Origin of the sequence: Mesorhizobium sp. M0052, assembly GCF_040323255.1 — a bacterium.
Taxonomy (GTDB): Bacteria; Pseudomonadota; Alphaproteobacteria; order Rhizobiales; family Rhizobiaceae; genus Mesorhizobium.
In genome coordinates this window covers 16,847-37,325 of the sequence record NZ_JAMYUS010000033.1, presented here as the reverse complement: position 1 = coordinate 37,325, position 20,479 = coordinate 16,847, and the positions used below count along the sequence as shown (strand labels likewise).

Below are 20,479 nucleotides of genomic sequence, written 5' to 3'. Positions count from 1 at the left end.
ATGGAAGGTTCCATAGCCAACCGCGCCCGGCGTCCGCGCGCCAAGCAGATGGAAGTTGGGACACTTGAAACCAATCTGCGCTTGATGCGGCCGCCACGCGAGCCAACGCAATCGTCACCCTTCCACCAGCTCGTCATCATCCTGACGACGCGAAAATGGTTCTTGCTTGCCGTGGCCCTTCTGGGCGGCATCCTGGCCGGACTGGCGGGCTTCACCCGCCCGGTGCTGTTCGAGGCAACGACCCAGGTCATTATCGATGCCCCGAGCAGCAGTGCTTCGGGCGGCGTGGCATCCGCCCAGGACTCGCTGGAATCGAACATCGATGATCATCTGACGATGCTCTCCTCGCAAGGCCACCTGCGTCGGGTCCTGGCAGCACTGCGCAAAGCCCAACCAGTCGACGGTAACGGAAAGACCGTCGTCAATGCCGTCCCGCCCGCGGCTGGCTCGTTCCTCATCGATCTCCTGAACAGGGCCTGGAGACAGGATAACAAGGTGGCGGAAAATCCGGACGCAGCGGACGCGCCCGAGCTGAAGGCGCTACGCAACGGAATGAGGGTCGGACAAGAGCTGCGATCGCGCGTCATCACCATCGGCTTCACCGATCCAAGTCCGGCGCGTGCGGCACTTGTCGCGAACACGTTTGCCCAGGTCTACATTCAAGATCTGGTACAAAAAAGCCGGGCATCGGATCAGGTTCATCTGGATTCGATAGTCGCCAGCCTTCCGCAAGTACAAAGGGATCTTGTCGAAGCGACAGATCGGCTGGAGACATACCGGCTCACGCATGGCGCCGTCGATCAGACTGCGGCCAACAACGCAGCCAGTGAGACAGCGGAACTCGGCCGGCAGATATTCCTATCGAAAGCCAGTCTTTCCGCGTCGGAAGCGCGCCTTCGCCGTATTGAGGACCTGCGCAAGGCGGGCGCCCCGGTCACGGCCATCGCTGAAGAAATCGGGTCGCCCGTGTTGACGGACCTGGTGGCACGCCAGTCGGGTGCCGCCGCCGACGGCGATCTGCGCAACGCGATCGCCCGCGAAATGGAGCAAAGCGTTGCCCGAATCGCTGCCGAGGCAAATGTCTACCGGTCTCAGGCTACGGCTCTTGAAAGTCGCAAGGCGATGCTCGACGCGGCCGTGGCCGACACGGCGAGCCAACTTTCGGGGCTGCGTTCCCTTGAACCTAGGGTAGCCATCGTGACGCAGCATTACAACGAACTCCTGAGCCGGCAGCAGGACTTGACACGTCGCATCGCCGCTCCTTCGCCAGGCGTAGCGGTCCTTTCGACCGCCTGGCCGCCGTCGGCCCCCACGACATTGTCGCCAATTTTCCTGATTCCTCCCGGCATGGTCGTCTTTGGTCTCATGGGGGCGGTCATTGTCCTGGTCCGCAACGGTTTCAACCAAACCTTGCGCAGTGAAGCCGAAGCCGAGGCCGAGCTTGGGGTCCCGTGCGTAGGACTGCTTCCCAGGGTTGCGGGACTTAACGCCAGAAAGCTGCGGCATCTGGTTCTGAGCCAGCAGAACTTGCCGTTCAGCCGCGCCGTGACTTCGCTGCTCGTCACTGCGGCGCCAACTCAGGGAAAGGGACAGCCGCCGCATATCATTCTCGTGACATCCAGCATCCAGGACGATGCCAAGACCGAGTTGGCATGGAGCCTGGCGCTGGCGGCAACGCGGCTGGGAGGAAGAGTGCTTTTCCTCGATCTCGATCGCAAGGATGTACGGCTCACGAACGGGTTTCGTGGTGAATTCAGCACCGACAAGGCCCGGAACTCCTTCGGCGACTATGTGAATGAACGTTGCGTGCTGAAGGATGCAATTACGAGGATGCCGGAAATCGGTATCGACCTCATGGCCGCTCCAGCACCTTCCGATGATCTCCTGACGCTTCTGTCCACCGTCGACAAATGCCAGTTCACCGAGGAGCTGCGTTCGGCCTACGACGTGGTCATCATGAACGGTCCCCTGGGCCTCGGGGGGCCTGAAACCAGGCTGCTTAAGCGCTGGGCCGATTCGGTGCTTTTTGCCGTTCGCTGGGCAAGGACGAGGCGCAGCATTGCCCGTGGTGCTCTGGATGCAATAGGAGCCGGCGGATCCGCCACCGTTCCAGTAGGGAGTGTGCTCACCCGGGTGAACCTGAAGAGGCTAGCCGGCTCCAGGCTCGGAGACAACGCCGATCTTCTGTTGGAGAGGGTTTGAAGATGCGTGTGCGATCTTCAACAGAAGCTCCAGGGAGCGATCGAGCCCCTAAATCGAGCCAGCTACACGATGATCATTGAATTTTTCGGACCTCCAGGATCCGGCAAAACAACCTTCGCACATGCGCTTGCGCAGCAGCTGCGCGGGAAAGGCTATCACGCCAAGGTCGCTCTCAGCTACAAGCCAAGCACCAGGGCCGCCAAATATGATCTCGGAATCTTTCTGTTCATATCACGGATCGTATCGGCGATGTTTTCAACAGCCAGAATACTGCTTTTTTCGGCAGGGCGAGCCGATGATATTTCCAATTCCTTTGCAATAGTGAGGATGATACCGCCAAAAAACCGAATATGGCGCGCGCGAATCTGGCGATACATCCTGCACCTTTCGCGTTGCTGGAAGTCTGCGGAGCAATCGCCCGAAATTATAATCTTCGATCAAGGATATGTTCAAGCGATTGGTTCGCTTGCGATGTTTAATGGGAGCACCAACCCCAGAGCGCTGGAAAAGGCGCTCAGCCTCGCACCGGCGGCCGATCTCACCGTCAGGCTCTTGGTGCCAGCTGCGGTCGTGGAAAGTCGCCTTCGTCGGCGGATGGAGCTTGAGCCGCCGGCGGAACGGATTTTCGAGGCCGACTTGAGCGTTAACATGCGCTCATTCGCCGTTTTTGAAGCGATGCATGACCTCCTGACAACATCTGGCCGGGAAATCATCTCCGTCGAAAACACCGATGGTCCATCGACCTTTAAAAGTATTTGTCGGATTGAGAGACAAATACTTTCTGCATTGTCGCGCTTCGATAGGTCGGTCGGCGAAAAGCAAATTGAGTTGCCGGCTCATCGCGCAGATGTAACTGGTTCAGCAACCGCACCGCCGCGCAACAAGGACATGGGCTCGCGGCTGGCTTGGGCAAGCATATTCGCCTTGTTGATCTATATTGGTGGCGCTGGTTTGACCAGTCTTGCACAGTTGGCAATTGCACGCCTTATCGGACCTCACAACTACGGTATCTATTCCTACGTTCAGGCTTGGACGTCAGTGCTCGCCTATCTGGCAACGCTTGGCTTTAATGTATCATTGTTGCGTTTCCTCCCGGCCTATAGGGCCAGTGGCAGGCTTGATCTAGCCCGCGGGGTGATAAGATTTGCGCTGCAGAGATCGCTGATAGCGGCAACCTTGTTCGGGATGATCGGCGCTGCGTCCGTCCTGTTCCTTTCAGATCCAACGGAAAGAGGGCTTGAGACAAGCATCGTGCTCGGCATGATGGCTGTGCCCTTGGTTACGGCCTATGCTCTCGGAGCCACGCTTGTGCGTGCTTTCGGCGGCGTTGTCTCGGCGTTGTTGCCGGAGCGCATCATGCGAGACGGACTCCTGCTCGTGTTGGTAGCGCTCCTGGCATTGTCGGGATTTCGAACAGTGGATGCGCCCTCGGTGACGATGGCGGTGCTTGTGAGTTCCGCTTTCACAGCGGCGCTGGTGTTCATCATCGCGAGGAGGTTTGAACCACCCGGCCTGGGACACGCCAAGCCAAGTTATGCCTCGAGGGAATGGTGGCTTGCCGTCCCCCCGCTCATGCTCATCACTGGGCTCGATGTTTTCGTCAGTCGGGCAGGAGTCCTGGTTTTGGGCTGGACAAGCCATATTGCTGAAGCGGGTATTTTCGCGCTGGCCTTGAATGTCGCGATGCTCGTGGGCCTGTCCCGTATCGCCGTGGCAACCATGTTTTCGCCAACAGCAGCCGATCTCTACGTCAGAGGCGATCGCAGAGGCCTACAACAGCTGTTCGCGCGCGCAACCCTGCTTTCTGCTGGCGGTGCCATCCTGGTGGCCGTCCCAATGATGGTGATAGTCGAGCCGTTCTTGAGCTATTTCGGTGAGGGTTATAGCGCGGGAGCGCCGATCGCACGGGTTCTGATTTTGGGATATGTCTTTGTCGCGCTGTGCGGGCCCCAACAGAATCTCCTGACCATGACTGGAAATGAATGGGCTGCGGCAACGACGATGGTAGCGGGTGCTGTGGCCAATATAATTGCCTGTGCAGCCGGAGTTGCGGTGTACGGCCTGCTTGGCGCTGCGGTGGGTGTGGCACTTGCACTGAGCATCTGGAGCATTGCCATGGCCGTCTATATCCGCAAGCGACTGAAAATCATGCCAGGCTTGGTTTTTGCCTTGCTGTCGATCAGGCCGAGCGCGGTCGATGCCCGTCAATGGCATTGGTTCTTGAGGGCGAGCAAATGAGAGCACTGTTTTCGCTACGGTGATTGCCGTCGTTCGGGCAGGAAGTCACGAAGCCCGGATCGCACAAAGGCCATAGGGCTGCACAGACGCTTCGGCGTATCTCTGTTCCGGACACCCGCGCGGGCAGCCGATACTTCGCGGGCTGTGTCCGTCATTTGAAGGATGCATCAGTTTCGGAGGCGCCCCAGGGTGTGCTCACAATCTGCGGAGCATCCATGGAACAAGCCCGAATGGCGAGCGCCTCGGCGCCTGCAGTGCGCCGTCGCTCGGAGAGATCGACGCCTGTCGAGCGCAGCCAACGCGAAACCCTCACCCAGGTCCAGGTCCTGCGCGCCCTCGCGGCTAGTTCGGTCGCGCTGCGACACGCCCAGCATGATGCGGCCACCCTGGAATTACAGGCCGGCCGCACCTTTCAGAGCTGGAATCCGATACCATGGAGCGCTGGAGTCGATATTTTCTTCGTGATTTCCGGCCTTATCATGGTGCATACGTCGCGACAGCTGTTCGCAAAGCCCGGGGGCGCGCGTCTCTTCATTTCCCGCCGGATCGCGCGAATTGTCCCGCTATATTGGGCGCTCACCTCGCTCTACATTGCGGTGGCGGTGGCCGCCCCAAATCTTCTCAACCAGAGCTACGTCGATTTCAGGTTTGTAGTCGAATCCTACTTATTCGTTCCGGCCAGTCGCCCTGACGGCGTCGTTCAGCCGGTCTACGAGTTGGGTTGGACGCTCAATTATGAGATGCTGTTTTACGTGCTGTTCACGGCGACGATCGTGCTGCCCATGCGGTGGGCAGTTACGGTCCTGCTCACGATCCTGGTTGGGATGGTGCTCTTGGGCGCTCTTGCGGCTCCTTTGCCAGAGCCTTGGGGTTTCTGGACCAATCCGATCATCCTCGAATTCGCTTTCGGCGCGATGATCGGGGTCATGTGCGCCTCGGGCCTGCGGCCTTCCGGCCCAATCAGGGCCTGTGTCGCCGCAACGGGACTGGGTGCCCTGATGCTTGCGGCGGCGTTTCCCGATATCTCGGCCGGCCTTGGTCGCCCTGTCGTGTATGGCATTCCGGCGTCTCTAATTGTTTGGAGTGCTGCCCTGGCAGAGCCGGGTAAACTGAGGCATGACAGCCTGGCGGCGAGGTGGGCCGCTGGCGTTGGCGATGCGTCATACGCTCTTTACCTCATGCATCCATTCGTGATCCGCGCCATGCGCATAATTTTCTGGCGTACAGGCTTGATCTTTGTGCTCGGCCCGTGGGCTTTCATCGGTTCGGCCTTGGCGATAACCCTGGGCGTGGCATTTATCACCCACCGTCTGTTCGAGAAGCCGCTCACCCGCTATGCGCGGCGCCTTTTGGGGGTCGGGCACAGCACAGGGCGGCAGCTTGGGTCCCTTCCATTGCCGGCGTATCCCAAGACAGATTGAAGGCGAGCCGCGACCCTGCCACACCAAGGAAATGCCGCTGTTGTGCTCACTATGCCGTTGCCGTAAGGCCGGCTGGTCGCACCTGTCCGACGGGGCATGCATGGAATTCCCGATACCATTCCACGAAACGTTGCACGCCGTCCTCCAGTGTTGTCGCCGGTGCGAAGCCAACGGCGCGGCGGAGGTCCCTGACATCGGCGCGGGTTTCCAGGACGTCACCTGGTGGTAAAGGTACGTTGACGCGAAGGGCGCGGCGGCCAAGGGCCGTCTCGATGAGCGCGATCAGATGGTTGATTTCTTCAGGCCGATCATTGCCGATATTGTAGAGCCGATACGGCGCCGAGCTGGTGGCAGGATCGGCAGCGCGACCGTCCCAATCGGGATCCTGACACGGTGGTTTGGCGAGCACGCGAACAACCCCCTCTACGATGTCGTCGATATAGGTGAAATCCCGCCATACGCGCCCGGCATTGGCGATTTCGATCGTTCGGCCCTCGGCGATGGCATGGGTGAAAGTATAGACAGCCATGTCGGGCCTGCCCCAGGGACCATAGACGGTGAAGAAGCGCAGTCCGGTTGCGGGCAAGCCGAACAGATGGCTGTAGGAATGCGCCATGCACTCGTTGGCGGCCTTGGTGGCGGCGTAGAAGCTCACCGGATGATTGGCACCATGATGCTCGGAAAAGGGTATGCGTCGATTGGCACCATATACGGAGCTCGACGAGGCATAAACGAGATGGCTGACGCCGGCGTGTCGGCAGCCCTCCAGAACGTTGAGAAACGCGACTATGTTTGACTCCACATAGGCATGCGGGTCCACGAGCGAATGACGTACCCCGGCCTGGGCGGCCAGATGCACGAAGTGCGATGGCTGGAATTCGCAGAACAGCGCTTTCACCAGCGACCGGTCCGCCAGGTCGAAGCGCATCGGCGTGAACCTCGGCTCGGCGCAGAGCCGTGTAAATCGCGCCTCCTTCAGCTTCAGGTCGTAGTAAGGCGTGAAGTTGTCGACGCCGATGACCTCGGCGCCGAGCCGCAAAAGGCGTAACGCAACATGAAATCCGATGAACCCAGCGGCGCCCGTGACGATGATCGGCCCCGTGTGCGTAAGGGTCGACGCAGCACCATCCTGCAGCCCGTGAACGATATCCGCCAGCTTGTTGACCTTCGAATCTGCTTCGGCCATGGCAAGTCACTCCCGTTTCCAGGTTCCGCGTTCCGCGCTATCTCGGCAGCGCTTGAACGATCGGAAATGGCGCGCCGGCCTTGTGATCTACGCGACAGCGCGCTCAATGCGGGCCGCCGCTGTCTGAATCAAAGCGGATGCAGACAGCAGTCGATTTCTCATGGCAAAACCGAAATGCGCCCCAAAAGAGCCACTAGTTCCGCCTGACGCCTCGTGTCGGTCTTGGCGAACAGCGAGGCGAGCTGAGAGCGAATAGTCGTGCGACTGAGATGCCAGCTACGGGCGATCTCCAAGGGCGCGTCGCCATGGGCCAGGCGTAGCGCCAACTGCGTTTCCGCACTGGTCAAACCGAACATCCTTTGCAACGTGCGAGGGTTGGCCGCCGATTTGTTATCCCGGTCCAGCAATGCGACGACGGTTGTCCCGTCCGGTGTAACGACGCCCGTCTCGTTCATGGTCACCGGCCTGTCGCCTCTGCTGTGGATCACTACCCATGAGAGTGAGCCCGGCTGGAGGTGGACCGGAACATTCGCGACCAGCCGCCTCAACCCGGCAGCAAGCTCGACGGCTGTATCAGTTGCTTCGCCCTGGCGTGCGAGGGTGTCCCGAGCGGCAGCGTTCCATTCTATTACTTTCTTGTCTCGGTCCAGGACGAGATAGCCGCAACCCATACGATCAAGCATGCCGGTGATGGATTCCAGGCTGCGTCGTCGAGATCCGCCGACCCTTGCGTCCGGCCGGTCCACAAGGCTTATCGGCCTTTCGTGGCGGGTATCGTTCAATACAATGTATTGCCTGCCTGCAAGCGCATCGTTTCGCGTTTCAATCAGTGTCATCGCTTCCACCCAACCCATTGCTACTGACGCAAATCAAATCTGATGAAGTTGCTGCTTCAACTTGAATTTCCACATACTGCGAGAAATCTGCGAATGGTTTTTCCGCAGCGTCTCTTGGATATATCTTTCTGAAGAGCGCTCCTGACACCATGATTTTATTCGCCGGCAAAGTCATGGCAATCGGGCATTGGGATTAGGTGCCACCCCTTCGGCCTAGTCTCGACGGACTAGACCGAAAGTTGTAGTCTTTGCGCATGGGTTCGGACCTGCGCTGGCTCAAATCGAATGTGTCGAGCACTACGTGGGCTCATCTAGCTTCGCTTTTGGTGTTTGCAGCATCGATAGCATTCGAGGCGATAAGTACGGTATATGGCGGCCAGCCGTTGCCGCTTGTTGCGTTTATCCCCATAACCGTTGTCATCGTGTATCTTGAGGGCCGTTTTGTTGCCATCGCAGCAACGCTTCTGATGGCGGTCGCCGGCTTGTGGATGCGACACCTGTTGGACGGTCACCTCACTGGTGGAGACTGGACCGGGGCCGTCTTCCTTCTGGGTTCGGGTAGCCTGATCGCAGCTGTGTTCCACCGCCTGCGACAAGATCTGCATGGTGCGCTCAGGGTGGCAGAAGCGAGGCTCGGTGCCATCGACGCTGCCGCCTTGGGCTTTGCTAATACCAATCGCCATGGCGAACTGCTGCAGTCGAATAGACGGCTTTTGGAGATGACCGGCTACGCGCACAAGGAACTTGCCCAACTCAAGCTGGAGGAACTCATTGTCCCCGACGATCGAGGTACTGTGCGGAAACTTTTGGAAGATTTGGGCAATGGGACCGCGTCTGCTACGGATATCCGCGTTTTGCGCAAGGATGGCACGGCATTCTGGGCTCACCTGGCCCTGTCTTCGTCGCGGCCGGAAGAGGCGCCAAATGAGAGCGTATTCGCGGTGATTGACGATATTTCCGAGCGACAAGCGGCACGCGAGGCCCTTCGGGCTCAGAAGGAATGGCTCGATCTCGCCGTATCTGCCGGGCGCCTGGGCACATGGCAAATAGACATTGAGGATGGGACAGTCGCCGGCTCCGGCAAGTTCTGGGACATCCTTGGTCTGCCTCCGGCCCCAGTCCGCCGCTTGGAAGAACTCTCGGCCGTAATCCATCCCGTCGACTGGCCGAAGTTGTCCGCCTCGGCAAAGCCTTCATCGGCATTGAACTTTGACGTCGAGATTCGCGTCCGGCAAGTGGATGGTCACACACGCTGGATTGCATTGCGTGGACGGCAGGAAGAGCACGGCGACCGCAAAATGCGCATCGGGGTGGCGGCGGATCTGACCGAACGTCGACAAACAACTTTGCTTCGCGCCGCCGTAAAGAGACGCGAGCGCATAATGCGCGAAGAGCGCCATCGGTTCAGCAATGTGTTTCCAGTGATTAGAGCTCTGGTCAACATGATCGATATTCCCGACAATGATGTTGCCAAATACAAGGAGATGTTGATCGATTGGATTCGAACACTGGAGGCGACCCATCGCATCCTTTCTCGTCATGCCAACCTGTCAGGGATGCTCCATGAACTCGTGGACCGGGAATTGCAGCCCTTCAAGGAGACACGCGACATTACGATCAGTGGACCTTCCCTCACTGTGCCAAGCGGCGCCGCCGAGGGCTTGGCGATGATCCTTCACGAGTTGACGACAAACTCGGTGAAACATGGTGCGCTGGGTGACCCGAATGGCAAGGTCGAAGTTAAGTGGCGATTTGCATCCGAGGACGAAGGTGACGACCTCGTGTTCGATTGGGTGGAATCGGGCCGACGGAAGAGTTCAAAAGTCGTACGCCGCGGGTTCGGGTCACTGATAATCGGTGTGGACAGCACGCCGCTTGTCGGGCATTCCCCGAATATGGAAATAACCGAAGATGGCCTTCGATATTCGCTGCGTGTATCGCGCAAAGAAATTGAGGAATTTGGATTGCAATAGAGCCCCTCCAAGTCGAAGCCGAATTGGCCAATTAACCGATGGTGTGGGCCCTTTGCTGCGATTTCCTGCAAGCAAACTCGGGCCGGTTCGAGGGGCATACGTCAACTCGCCTGTCTCGTCAGCCAGCTTTGGAGCAACACAGCTGCTTCGGTACGGTTTCTAACCCCAAGCTCACGCAGCACGGCTGCGGCATGGATTTTCGTTGTCGCCTCGGCAATGTCCAGATTACGGGCAATCTCCTTATTCGAGTACCCCTCTGCCATCAGCTTGAGGACGTCCTTCTGTCTAGACGTCAGCCTAGCGACGTCGCCCGAGCCCTCGTGCCGGCGGCTGGGATTTTGAACCGGAGGTGGGGGGGCATGCGATCTCTGGTCGGCAGACGTTCGAGATAGCAGAGATGGCACATAGATCCGGCCAGCGAGGATTTCGTTTACAGCCAGCACGACTTCTTCGTCGCTCTGCGATTTGACGATATACCCGTGAAGTCCGATCGAAAGCGCGGTCAGTATCTCCGAGCGGGAATCATCCCCGGAAACGATCGCAAAGCGAGTGTCAGGATAGGCAGCCATAAAGTCGCTGAGCACTTCCTGATGGAACAGCCCAGGCATGTTCAGATCGAGGATCGCAAGATCGATGGAAGCCTGCTCCTCTAGAAGATTGACCGCGGCATCGAAACACGAAGCTTCGAATATTTCGGCGCTTGGAATTCCAGCCATGAGAGCCAGCCGGAGACCACGCCGATATAAGCCGTGATCGTCGGCAATGACGATCCGAGCCATGCAACTACCCCAACGCGTTACTCGGTTCCCGACGAGAAAACCCGCTGGAACCTCCCATTCGCCTATGATCGACAATCCGTGGTGGTCCTAAAATGGCGGCCATCCACTGGTCAACGCATCACAGTGATGTCCGCAGCGTCCCATCCACGCACATCCAGAACGTCTAATATAATACTAAATTGCGAAGCTCATCCATAGATTTTTAACCCTGGCGTGCGGTGCCCGTCCGCAAAACGATGCCGGTTTCCCATTTCTGGGTCCAAAGCCAGCTGTTCAGGACCATCGTAATCATGTGACATCTGTTATGTCGCCACCCGCTGTCGCCGGACCTGTAGGCCGGTCCGGCCCTGGCGGATCGCAGCTTTCTTGAAAGCAACTGCTTTCGTTTTATCGGCGTCATGATCAGTGCCCAATCGCGCTTCTATCGGCTGTTGATCTCGTGGCCATCTAATACCTTGAACGTTTTGAATCCCTACCATTCGAATGCACGACGACAGCCGCCCCGGCTGTCACATACCTTTTCGCATATGATGTTCGGATTGCCGCCGAGGTTTGGCCGGATTTGAGGGTGTGCCCTGGCCGGACAATGGAACACCGATCCCGAACAAAGCCAACTGCAGATCAGGAGGATCGAATGAAAGCGGTGATTCAATGTGGTGGGATGGGTACGCGCCTTCGACCGTTTACATCGGTCCTGCCGAAACCATTAATGCCGATAGGGGCCAGGCCTGTTCTTGAGTTGCTTTTGAAGTGGCTGCGGCGCAACGGCATTGAAGAGGTATATATTACGACAGGGTATCTAGGACATTTGATCCGGAGCGTCTGCGGCGACGGATCGCAATGGAACTTGAAGATCAAATATACCCAGGAAATGGAGCCACTCGGCACCGTCGGACCTCTCTCTCTGATTAGGGATGAACTGAACGAAACATTTGTCGTTCTGAACGGCGATGTCCTCACAGATCTAAGCCTGAGCCGGTTTGTAGCCGCGCACCGCTTGCATAGGGATCCCGTTACGATCGCCACGGCGTGCCGTCATATCAAGATGGACTTCGGGGTCATCGACGAGATCGACAATACCGTCCAGCTCTTCCGGGAAAAGCCGACGCTTTCCCATCTCGTCAGCATGGGTATTTACTGCATGAACCCAGATGTCCTGCGGTTCATTCCGTCCGGGATCCCATTTGGGTTCGATGACCTGATGCTGCAGATGATGCAGGGCGGCACGACCGTGCATGTTTACAAGCATGACGGTCTTTGGCTCGACATCGGTCGTGTCGATGACTTCCAGAATGCACAGGCAATTGCCTGGGAAGATCAGTCGTCCTCAATCGAGGTCGCGGCTGCCGCTGCAGCCGCATGAAAGTCTGATGCAGAGGTCTAGCCACTAACAAGGCTTTCAGGAGGTCAAGATGCTCTTGGTGAGCGCCCCGATCCTAGGCGTGCCAGAGAAGGCAGCCCTGTCGCAGGTGATTGATAGCGGCTGGCTTACGATGGGGGACAGGGTACGAGAGTTCGAACAGGCCTTTGCCAGCATGCATGGCGCGCGAGATTGCGTCGCGGTTGGTTCCTGCACCGCAGCGCTCCATCTTCTCCTCCATGCTTTGGGCATCGGCCCTGGCGACGAAGTACTGGTTCCTTCGCTGACGTTCGTGGCGACGGCGAATGCGGTGCTGTATGTAGGGGCGACGCCGGTCTTCGTCGACATCGAGTCCGTCGACGTGCCGTTGATCTCGGTTGCGGAAGCCGAAGCGCGGTGCACGACGCGCACGAAAGCGGTCATTCTCGTTCACTTCGCCGGGTATCTCGCCGATCGGGAACAATGGCAGCGGTTCGCCCGGCTTCGCGGGCTGCATATCATCGAGGACGCTGCGCACGCGCCCGGGCTTAGGGAAGTCGGGACCTTCGGCGCCGCGGCCGCGTTCAGCTTCTATGGCAACAAGAACATGACAACGGCCGAAGGGGGCGCCGTGATTGCACGTGACCCCGATCTGCTCGACAGGGTTCGCCTGGCCCGCGGGCACGGAATGACCACGGGGACGCATCAGCGGCTGAACAGTCGTACGCCGCAATATGATGTCACGATGCTCGGGTTCAACTACCGAATGGACGAGATGCGAGCGGCAATAGGGCTGGTTCAGTTGCAGAACCTGCAAGAGTGGAACGAAATCAGGCGTATCATAGCTGTCTTGTACCGACGCCTGATCGCGGACCGTTGCCCAGCCATTGTCATTCCATTTAGCGAACCCCGGACGTCGGCTTACCACATCATGCCGATCGTCCTGCCGCGCTACGCGAGCCGGCAGGATGTCATCGACGAGCTGCGGACACAGGGCATACAGACCACCATCCACTACCCGCCGGTGCACCAAATGACGTTCTACCGCGAGCGCTTTCCCGGCGTGAGTTTGCCCCGAACAGAGGATTTCGCTGAGCGAGAGCTCACAATTCCGCTGCACCCCCAGATCACTTCCGCCGCCGCCGAATCAGTCGTGGCTGCCCTCGCAGCCGCGCTCAAAACAGGCGCGCTCAAAGCAGGCGCCCAAAGAGGAACTGCTGCATGAATGCGTTAGACCCTGCCTTTCACCGGATGTTCGTTCCCAATCCTGATCACGGCTTTGCGAGACGCGCAATCGATCTTGCGGTGGCGGGCATCGCTACCGTCGCATTGGCGCCATTGATGCTGCTGATCGCCGGAGCGCTTCTGCTCGAGGGCGGTGGCTCGATCTTGTTCGCTCAGACCCGCATCGGGGCCGGCGGCCGAACCTTCCGCATGTACAAATTTCGCAAATTCGGTGTGAACTGCGGCTCTCAAGGCCTTGCGCTGACGGTCGTGGGCGATACACGCATGACCACCGTTGGCCGCTTTCTCGCAGCGACGAAGCTGGACGAACTACCGCAGCTGTGGAATGTCCTCAAAGGCGAAATGGCGATCGTCGGCCCACGGCCCGAGAGCCTGGCTTTCGCCGATTGTTTCCGGGGCGAGCTTAGGGCCGTGCTGCAATACAAGCCAGGCCTGCTGGGACCAGCCCAGGTCGTTTTTCGGCACGAAGCGCATTACTTCCCCCAATCCGTAGATCCGATCGTGTTCTACCGGGAGGTCATGTTCCCCGCCAAGGCAACACTGGACCTCTCATATTATCCGCGACGCACCATCGTCTCCGACCTCGCGTGGATGGTGCGGGGAGTGCTGGCAGTGGTCGGTTGGGTTCCGGTACCGCCGATCGACGTTTGAATATCCAAGGGAAGCGTTCCAAACAGCCAAAGGAATGCGCAGTGATGAGCTACAATGGAAAGAAAGTCCTGGTGACCGGCGCGGACGGATTCATCGGTTCGCATGTCACGGAGGCGCTTGTTCGCAACGGGGCAGATGTCACAGCCCTTGCCCTTTACAATTCCTTCGACAGCCATGGATGGCTAGACGATCTGCCGGACACCATCCGCAGCCAGTTGAGGCTCGTCCGTGGTGACGTCCGCGACAGTGCGTTCCTTAACCGGATCATGCGCGGCCAAGCCGCGGTTTTTCATCTGGCGGCGCTTATTGCGATTCCATACTCCTACGCCGCTGCCCAGTCCTATGTGGAAACCAACATCTTAGGCACGGTGAATGTCCTCGAAGCGGCGCGCCTGTGGGAGACGGAGCGGGTGATCCATACCTCGACGAGCGAGGTCTATGGAACTGCCCAAACCATGCCGATCGGCGAAACACACCCCCTGCAGGGACAGTCACCGTATTCGGCGTCCAAAATCGGCGCTGACATGATGGCGGAGTCCTACGCCAGGTCGTTCGATGTCCCTGTGGTCATCATGCGACCCTTCAACACGTATGGCCCGCGCCAGAGTGAACGCGCCATCGTGCCGACCATTATCCGGCAGGTCCTCGACCCGAAATGTCCTGCAATCATGATCGGGGATACCAGCCCGATCCGCGACCTGACCTATGTCGAAGATACCGCGACAGCGTTCCTGACCGCAGGTCTCGCCCAGCTCGAGTTCGGCCACGCCTACAACGCTGGCAGCCAACGCGCTGCGACCGTCTCGGACGTATTGGCCATTGTTCTTGAGTTGACCGATTGCAAAAAGCCGGTCCGTCGTGATGAAAGGCGCCTGAGGCCGCAAAATTCCGAAGTTCGCGCCTTGCTCGCCGACTCCTCGCGCTTTGAACGCGAGACTGGATGGCGGACACAGACCAGCCTGCGCGATGGGCTGGAGCGAACAATCACGTGGTGGCGCGAGCGCCTTAGTGAAGGCCGGGTACGGCGCGAAGTGGGTTACATGACATGACCCTGGGCGGCCGTCATGCGTTGGCGCTGTTGCTGGCTGCCGGTGCCATATCTCCCAACATCTACGTTGCCGGTGGCCGTCAAAGCAAGGCAGCGGAGGCGGCGGCCACTGCGGTCCTGAACAACCTGCCGGGCTATGTGCGCGAAACAAGGGATCCTTGGTCTGGCATGGTTTTCGCACGGATCACCAGACCGGGCGTTCTCGGCCGGGCGGGTGTATGCGGGAAGAAGTACTGCACCCACCGTTACTCAAGCGCACAGGCTTGGAATGCCGACCAGAGCCTGCTCCTGATCGCCAATGGCTGCGGTGGCCTGTGCTTTCTCGACGGACAAACCTACTTGCCTTTGTTCCACCGCAACCGCGCGACCGAATGCGAATGGCATCCCACCGATCCCGAGTTGATGATCTGCGTCGGGGGCCGGCAGATTGCGACATGGGCCCCACGTACCGATCATGAGGACGTCGTGTTCGCCTCCGGAGCGTACTCCAACCTCAAATTTGGACCCAACAAAGGCAATCCGAGCCGCGACGGCAGCCGGATTGCGGTGCGTGCAACGAACAATGACGGCAGAGCGGTGGTCTTTGGCTACGATCTAAAGCTACGGCAGAAATTCCCCGATATCGATCTTGCCGAATTCCCGGGAACAACCGGCTCCTGCTCGATCTCACCACTCGGAATCAACATAGTGTGTTCCCAGCAATTACCGGACGGAATCGAAGCGAGTTTCGTCTTCTCCATCGACGGCATATTGCGCCAGAAGTGGATGGAGCACCATCGACCGGGCCATGGCGACATGACGGTCGATTCCGACGGAAGCGAAATCTATGTCGGGATCAGCAAATCGGATCCTGACAAATATCAGGTGATCAAGCGCCGCTTGGCTGATGGCAAGGCTACCTCGCTGATGAAATATGGCGAGGCCATGCATGCGTCACTCAGGTCGCTCGGCAGGCCCGGCTGGGTGTTTCTGAGTTATGGCGGCACGCCAGCCGAACTATCGCAGCACCCGGATTGGGCGCCTTACGCTCAGCAAGTCATTGCGCTGCGTCTAGACGGCAGTCGAGAGGTCCGCCGTGTCGCAGACACGCACAACGCGCCCTTCGACTACTGGAGCGAGACGCATGCCTCTCCGTCTCCAGACGGCTCCCAGGTGGTCTGGTCCAGCAACTGGGGCGTGCCCGGTGGCCCGGTATACGATTTCGTTACTCGTGTTGAATGGCCTTTGAAGCCGGTGTTCGACCGGAAGGAGATTGTCGCAAATGATCTTCAGTAGACGATACGTTCTTGGCGCAGTCGTGATGATGTCGCTAACCTCGATGGCTTGCGCAGGCGAGGTCGAGCCCTATCAACTCTCACCTGGCGATACGGTCGAGATAGGAATAGCGCCTATCCCTGATCGGACGCAGCGCGCCATAGTCCAGATGGATGGCAATATCGCCCTTCCGGAGGCGGGGATGATCATGGTCGCAGGCCTGACGGCGTCTCAATTGCAAAGGCGAATGCAAGAGCTCTTGCCAAGCAAGATTTTTCACGTGCGTCTGACTGACGGGCGGGAGCAGACAGTTACTGTCGAGCCCGACGATGTCACAGCAATCATAGCGGACTATCGCCCGATCTATGTAACGGGCGATGTGCTCACCCCAGGACAACAGGCCTACCGTCCGCTCATGACTGTACGGCAGGCGCTGGCCGTTTCCGGCGGCTTCAGTTTTTTGCGATCACGGGCGGGCCAGGCCGGGCCTGATCCGGTCGATCTCAAGCGCGATTACGAAATGCTCTGGGGAGATTACACGAAAGAATACCTTCACGCTGCCCGCATTCGCGCCGAGCTTCAGGGCCAGGCGGATTTCGACAAGAAGACACCACAGGGATCACCTCTTTCGCCGAGCGTTGTAGCCGCGATGGCTCAGGCTGAAGCAGAGGCGCTAAAGGTTGCGCTGAGTGATTTCCGGCAAGAGCAGGATTTTCTGGAGAAGGGCCGGACGGACGCTGCCGAGCAAATTGGCGTTTTGCAGAAACGCGAACGAGTCGAGGGCGAGAGCGTGAAGGCGGATGAGCAAGATTTGGCGCGAGTGACGAAGGCATTCGATGCAGGCAATCTGACCAACACCCGGCTCGCGGATGTCAGGCGCGCGTTGCTTCTGTCTTCAAGCGGCGCGCTTCAAACCTCGGTCGAGCTGATGAGGGCGCGACGCCAGCAGGAGGACTTTGTCAGACAGCACGAACGCAACGACAATCAAAGAAGGATTGGCTTGCTGACGGATCTGAAGGACACCAACGCTCGGCTAGCGGATGTCACCGCCAGGCTCCATGCCGCCAGCGAGAAGCTGCAGCCGACCGGAGCATCCACACAGCCATTGCCGATTGCCGGCGAAACGGTACGGGCCCAGGTGACCATCGTGCGCAAGATCGGCAATGAATGGCGCAAGCTGTTGGTTGACGAAGATGCGATTGTGCTGCCGGGGGATACTCTCGAAGCCAGATTCAGCAGTGAACTGCAAAGTGTGGCAGTCCAATAGGGCGTCAGCGCAGTCCGTGCGGAGCTTACTGTTCTATCGGGGGGGCGAACCCAACTGAACGGAGATCCAAGGTGAGGCGCATTTTCAACCAGGGAGCGACCCTGACACCCTCAACGAACGCGGATCAGATGACGCAGTCTGCAAGTTATGCTTCCCATATGCCGTCAGCGCGAATTGTGCGGTCCAGGTCGCGCGCCGGTGAGTCCGGAAATTGGCAGGAATTTACGTCCAGCAAGGAGAGCAATGCGCAGGGCGGCTGGGTGTCGGACGGCTATAGGACCAGCCATTGCGCGCCCGGCTACGGCCTACATTACAACAAAACGCACAGTTCCGGCTATTATGGCGCGCTTTGGGAGAACATCGAAAAGCCCCTGATCCTCAACGTTCTTCGCCCCTTGAGCGGAGCGAGCCGAAACTGCCTCGATTTCGCATGCGGAACAGGTCGCATCGCCGAGGTAGCCGCCGGCCTCTTCAGCGAGGTGGTTGGCGCCGACGTTTCCAGAACTATGCTCGACAGCGCTCAAGTACCGCCCAATGTGAGTTTGCGTCACGTCGACGTGACAAGGGAGAATTTGGGTATGACGTTCGATGTGGTAACCGCATTTCGTTTTTTCCTGAACGCAGAGGATGAACTGAAATGGCATGCACTGAAAGCGATCAATGAGCACCTGAAAGATGGCGGGCGGCTTGTGTGCAACGTTCACATGAATGCGACGTCGCCCGTCGGCCTGGCGTGCCGGCTGCTCAATCGAGTGTCTGGACGCACAATTCGCCACACGCTGAGCGCGGCGAGGTTCAAGGCCCTCCTGACTGCCTCGGGATTCACCGTCGAGCAGACGATACCGTACGGTTACCTGCCTCGGCCGGGAAACCTGTTGCCAGGGTTCTGTGAAATGATGATGCAGCCTGTCGAGAAGGCCTGCAGAAGGCTTTGCGTTCCTGGCCAGCTGGCGCAACACTTCCTGGTTGTTGCGAGGAAGCGCTAAAGCGCGAAAATGTCCCGAAAAAGGGCAGGGGGTGGTTTTCTTGGGCCGCTCCGCCCGGCATGAAGCCCCGCCCAAATACCATGGAACGGCAGTTTTCCCCCGATTTGACATGTGGGTTCCGGGTTTCTGAGGGCAGCGCCACGATTTTGCTACATTTTGACTAAAGTCCAAGCATGTTAGTGGGGCGTAATATTAGAAGGCTAAGGGGATACGCTCCTGAACAGCAAGAGATTGTCGGTGCCCAGTGGGGCCAGTGAGCTTGCGCAACGATCTCTCACGGGAGGTCGAAGCCTATGAACCCTGGTGGAAGGAGTTCGTCGGATCTGCGAGGCGCAATGCTTGGGACCGTGCCTGGCCTGGTAGGCGTCGGCATCTTCTCGGCAGTCATAAACCTTCTCGCCCTGACCGGCTCGGTCTATATGCTGCAAATTTACGATCGCGTTTTACCTTCGCAGAGCGTTCCGACGCTTGTCGGGTTCACCATCGGAATGCTGGGTCTTTACGCTGTCTACGGGCTGCTGGATTTCGTGCGGCTGCGCCTGCTGGTTCGAGTGGGCAATCGTGTCCATAGGAATTTGAAGCAGAGGGTGTTCGGCCTCTCGCTGTCCTTGCCGCTCATTGGCGGGCAGGATGCGAACCGGATACAGCCCCTCCGTGATCTCGATCAGTTACGCGGCTTCCTTTCCGGAATGGGGCCGACTGTTATATTCGACGCTCCGTGGATTCCATTTTACCTGCTGATCATCTATTTCCTGCATCCTGCGCTCGGTCTGTTGTCCACAAGCGGTGCGATCATTGTCGTGCTGCTCACGGTCATGGCGGAAGTTCTTGGCCGCACATCGGTGACACGCGCGTCCGAGACGCTGGTGTCGCAACGCAATCTCGCCGAATCCGGACGCCGCAACGCGGAAGTCGTACGCGCGATGGGCCTTTCCGCACGGCTTGCCCACCGCTGGGGCGAGATCAATAACGCATATCTGCGGCACCAAGAGAGGCTTTCCGACGTCGTCGGCGCCACCGGGGCACTCTCTAGGGCACTGCGTTTGGCCTTGCAGTCCTGCGTTCTTGGACTGGGTGCCTACCTGGTGATAGGAGGCGAAGCCTCGCCAGGTGTGATCATCGCATCCTCCATCTTGCTGGGTCGCTCATTGGCTCCTGTTGACGCCGCTATCGCGAACTGGCGAGGCTTCGCCGCGTTCCGGCAAAGCTATTCGCAACTGGCAACGGCGCTGGCCGCTTTTCCTGACCGGGACGAACATATGGAACTTCCGCGCCCCCAAGCGGAGCTTGCGGTCGAGGACCTGACCATAGCGCCACCGGGCCAGCAAAAACCGACGGTAGCCAATGTCAACTTCCGCCTGGCTGCAGGGACGGGAATGGCCGTTGTCGGCCCGAGCGGCTCTGGCAAAAGCACGCTTGTGCGCGCGCTGGTGGGCGTCTGGCAGCCACTTCGCGGCACGGTGAGGCTGGACGACGCCTCGCTTGACCAATGGGACCAAGAACACCTTGGAGCACATATTGGCTACCTGCCCCAGGACGTCGAACTGTTTGATGGAACGGTTGCCGATAACATTTCGCGATTTGGCGGGAAGGGCGACGCCAAGGGCGTGCTGGCAGCTGCCAAGGCAGCGGGCGTCGACAAAATGATAATGCGATTGCCGAACGGTTTTCAAACACGCATGGGCGAGGGAGGAACAGCCTTGTCGGCTGGACAGCGGCAACTCGTAGGGCTTGCAAGGGCACTTTACGGCGATCCGTTTCTTGTCGTTCTGGACGAGCCGAATTCAAATCTGGACGTCGATGGCGATACCGCCTTGGCCGGCGCGATCCTGGCAGTGCGCAGACGTGGAGGCATCGTCATCGTAGTTGCGCACCGTCCTTCTGCCCTTACCAACATCGACAGGGTACTCGTAATGTCCAATGGGATGCTTCACGCCTTCGGCTCACGCGAGGAGGTCCTGGCCAACGTCATCCGCCCCTTTGCTGCGCCGGTTGAACGCCCGGCAGCGGCCGTCGCGATGCACAAAGGGGTGAGCGGTCACGCATGAGGAATA

15 protein-coding genes are annotated in these 20,479 nt (G+C 58.9%); 12 read left to right on the top strand and 3 right to left on the bottom strand.

Going from position 1 to position 20,479, the window contains the following annotated elements:
* The 3 genes from NKJ77_RS29940 to NKJ77_RS29930 all read left to right on the top strand — a co-directional run bounded on the left by NKJ77_RS29940 (position 1) and on the right by NKJ77_RS29930 (position 5,861).
* Positions 1 to 2,202 carry a GumC family protein gene (locus NKJ77_RS29940; RefSeq protein ID WP_023706586.1) on the top strand — a complete coding sequence of 734 codons (2,202 nt, stop codon included), beginning with the start codon at positions 1 to 3 and terminating at the stop codon, positions 2,200 to 2,202.
* A gap of 69 nt (positions 2,203 to 2,271) precedes the next feature.
* On the top strand, positions 2,272 to 4,440 hold the full coding sequence (locus NKJ77_RS29935; RefSeq protein ID WP_031194976.1) for a polysaccharide biosynthesis C-terminal domain-containing protein: 2,169 nt from the start codon (positions 2,272 to 2,274) through the stop codon (positions 4,438 to 4,440).
* Positions 4,441 to 4,655: 215 nt separating this feature from the next.
* Positions 4,656 to 5,861 (top strand): acyltransferase family protein, encoded by a 1,206-nt coding sequence (locus NKJ77_RS29930; RefSeq protein WP_050589855.1) that lies wholly within the window; start codon positions 4,656 to 4,658, stop codon positions 5,859 to 5,861.
* Positions 5,862 to 5,910: 49 nt separating this feature from the next.
* Here NKJ77_RS29930 and NKJ77_RS29925 read toward each other — a convergent pair whose 3' ends face one another.
* Together NKJ77_RS29925 and NKJ77_RS29920 are read right to left on the bottom strand one after the other, a co-directional pair.
* On the bottom strand, positions 5,911 to 7,047 hold the full coding sequence (locus NKJ77_RS29925) for an NAD-dependent epimerase/dehydratase family protein (protein ID WP_023737042.1): 1,137 nt from the start codon (positions 7,045 to 7,047) through the stop codon (positions 5,911 to 5,913).
* 158 nt (positions 7,048 to 7,205) lie between these two features.
* Entirely contained in the window at positions 7,206 to 7,883 is a 678-nt protein-coding gene (locus NKJ77_RS29920) for a helix-turn-helix transcriptional regulator (protein ID WP_023689781.1), read from the bottom strand.
* A gap of 254 nt (positions 7,884 to 8,137) precedes the next feature.
* Between NKJ77_RS29920 and NKJ77_RS29915 the strand changes: the two genes are divergently transcribed.
* Entirely contained in the window at positions 8,138 to 9,856 is a 1,719-nt protein-coding gene (locus NKJ77_RS29915; RefSeq protein ID WP_023824741.1) for a PAS domain S-box protein, read from the top strand.
* 101 nt (positions 9,857 to 9,957) lie between these two features.
* Here NKJ77_RS29915 and NKJ77_RS29910 read toward each other — a convergent pair whose 3' ends face one another.
* The gene (locus tag NKJ77_RS29910) at positions 9,958 to 10,635 is read right to left on the bottom strand and encodes a LuxR C-terminal-related transcriptional regulator (protein ID WP_023670902.1); all 678 of its coding nucleotides are present in this window, start codon (positions 10,633 to 10,635) and stop codon (positions 9,958 to 9,960) included.
* A gap of 634 nt (positions 10,636 to 11,269) precedes the next feature.
* Here NKJ77_RS29910 and NKJ77_RS29905 point away from each other — a divergent pair.
* The 8 genes from NKJ77_RS29905 (at position 11,270) to NKJ77_RS29870 (ending at position 20,473) form a co-directional block, all read left to right on the top strand.
* A complete protein-coding gene (locus NKJ77_RS29905) occupies positions 11,270 to 11,998 on the top strand; it encodes a nucleotidyltransferase family protein (RefSeq protein ID WP_023681041.1) in 729 nt (242 codons plus the stop codon).
* Positions 11,999 to 12,047: 49 nt separating this feature from the next.
* Positions 12,048 to 13,199 (top strand): DegT/DnrJ/EryC1/StrS family aminotransferase, encoded by a 1,152-nt coding sequence (locus tag NKJ77_RS29900; RefSeq protein ID WP_023670904.1) that lies wholly within the window; start codon positions 12,048 to 12,050, stop codon positions 13,197 to 13,199.
* Entirely contained in the window at positions 13,196 to 13,870 is a 675-nt protein-coding gene (locus NKJ77_RS29895; protein ID WP_023681043.1) for a sugar transferase, read from the top strand. Before NKJ77_RS29900 ends, NKJ77_RS29895 begins: the two co-directional genes overlap by 4 nt.
* A 44-nt stretch (positions 13,871 to 13,914) precedes the next feature.
* A complete protein-coding gene (locus NKJ77_RS29890; RefSeq protein WP_023711226.1) occupies positions 13,915 to 14,919 on the top strand; it encodes an SDR family NAD(P)-dependent oxidoreductase in 1,005 nt (334 codons plus the stop codon).
* Positions 14,916 to 16,193 carry a hypothetical protein gene (locus NKJ77_RS29885; RefSeq protein ID WP_023741171.1) on the top strand — a complete coding sequence of 426 codons (1,278 nt, stop codon included), beginning with the start codon at positions 14,916 to 14,918 and terminating at the stop codon, positions 16,191 to 16,193. Before NKJ77_RS29890 ends, NKJ77_RS29885 begins: the two co-directional genes overlap by 4 nt.
* Complete coding sequence (locus NKJ77_RS29880; protein WP_023681046.1) at positions 16,180 to 17,439, top strand: polysaccharide biosynthesis/export family protein; 1,260 nt, start codon at positions 16,180 to 16,182, stop codon at positions 17,437 to 17,439. Before NKJ77_RS29885 ends, NKJ77_RS29880 begins: the two co-directional genes overlap by 14 nt.
* A gap of 71 nt (positions 17,440 to 17,510) precedes the next feature.
* Positions 17,511 to 18,425, top strand: a complete 915-nt coding sequence (locus tag NKJ77_RS29875) for a class I SAM-dependent methyltransferase (RefSeq protein WP_245266077.1) — start codon at positions 17,511 to 17,513, stop codon at positions 18,423 to 18,425.
* A 335-nt stretch (positions 18,426 to 18,760) separates the two neighbouring features.
* Entirely contained in the window at positions 18,761 to 20,473 is a 1,713-nt protein-coding gene (locus NKJ77_RS29870; protein ID WP_023737037.1) for a type I secretion system permease/ATPase, read from the top strand.
* Positions 20,474 to 20,479 lie beyond the last annotated feature (6 nt).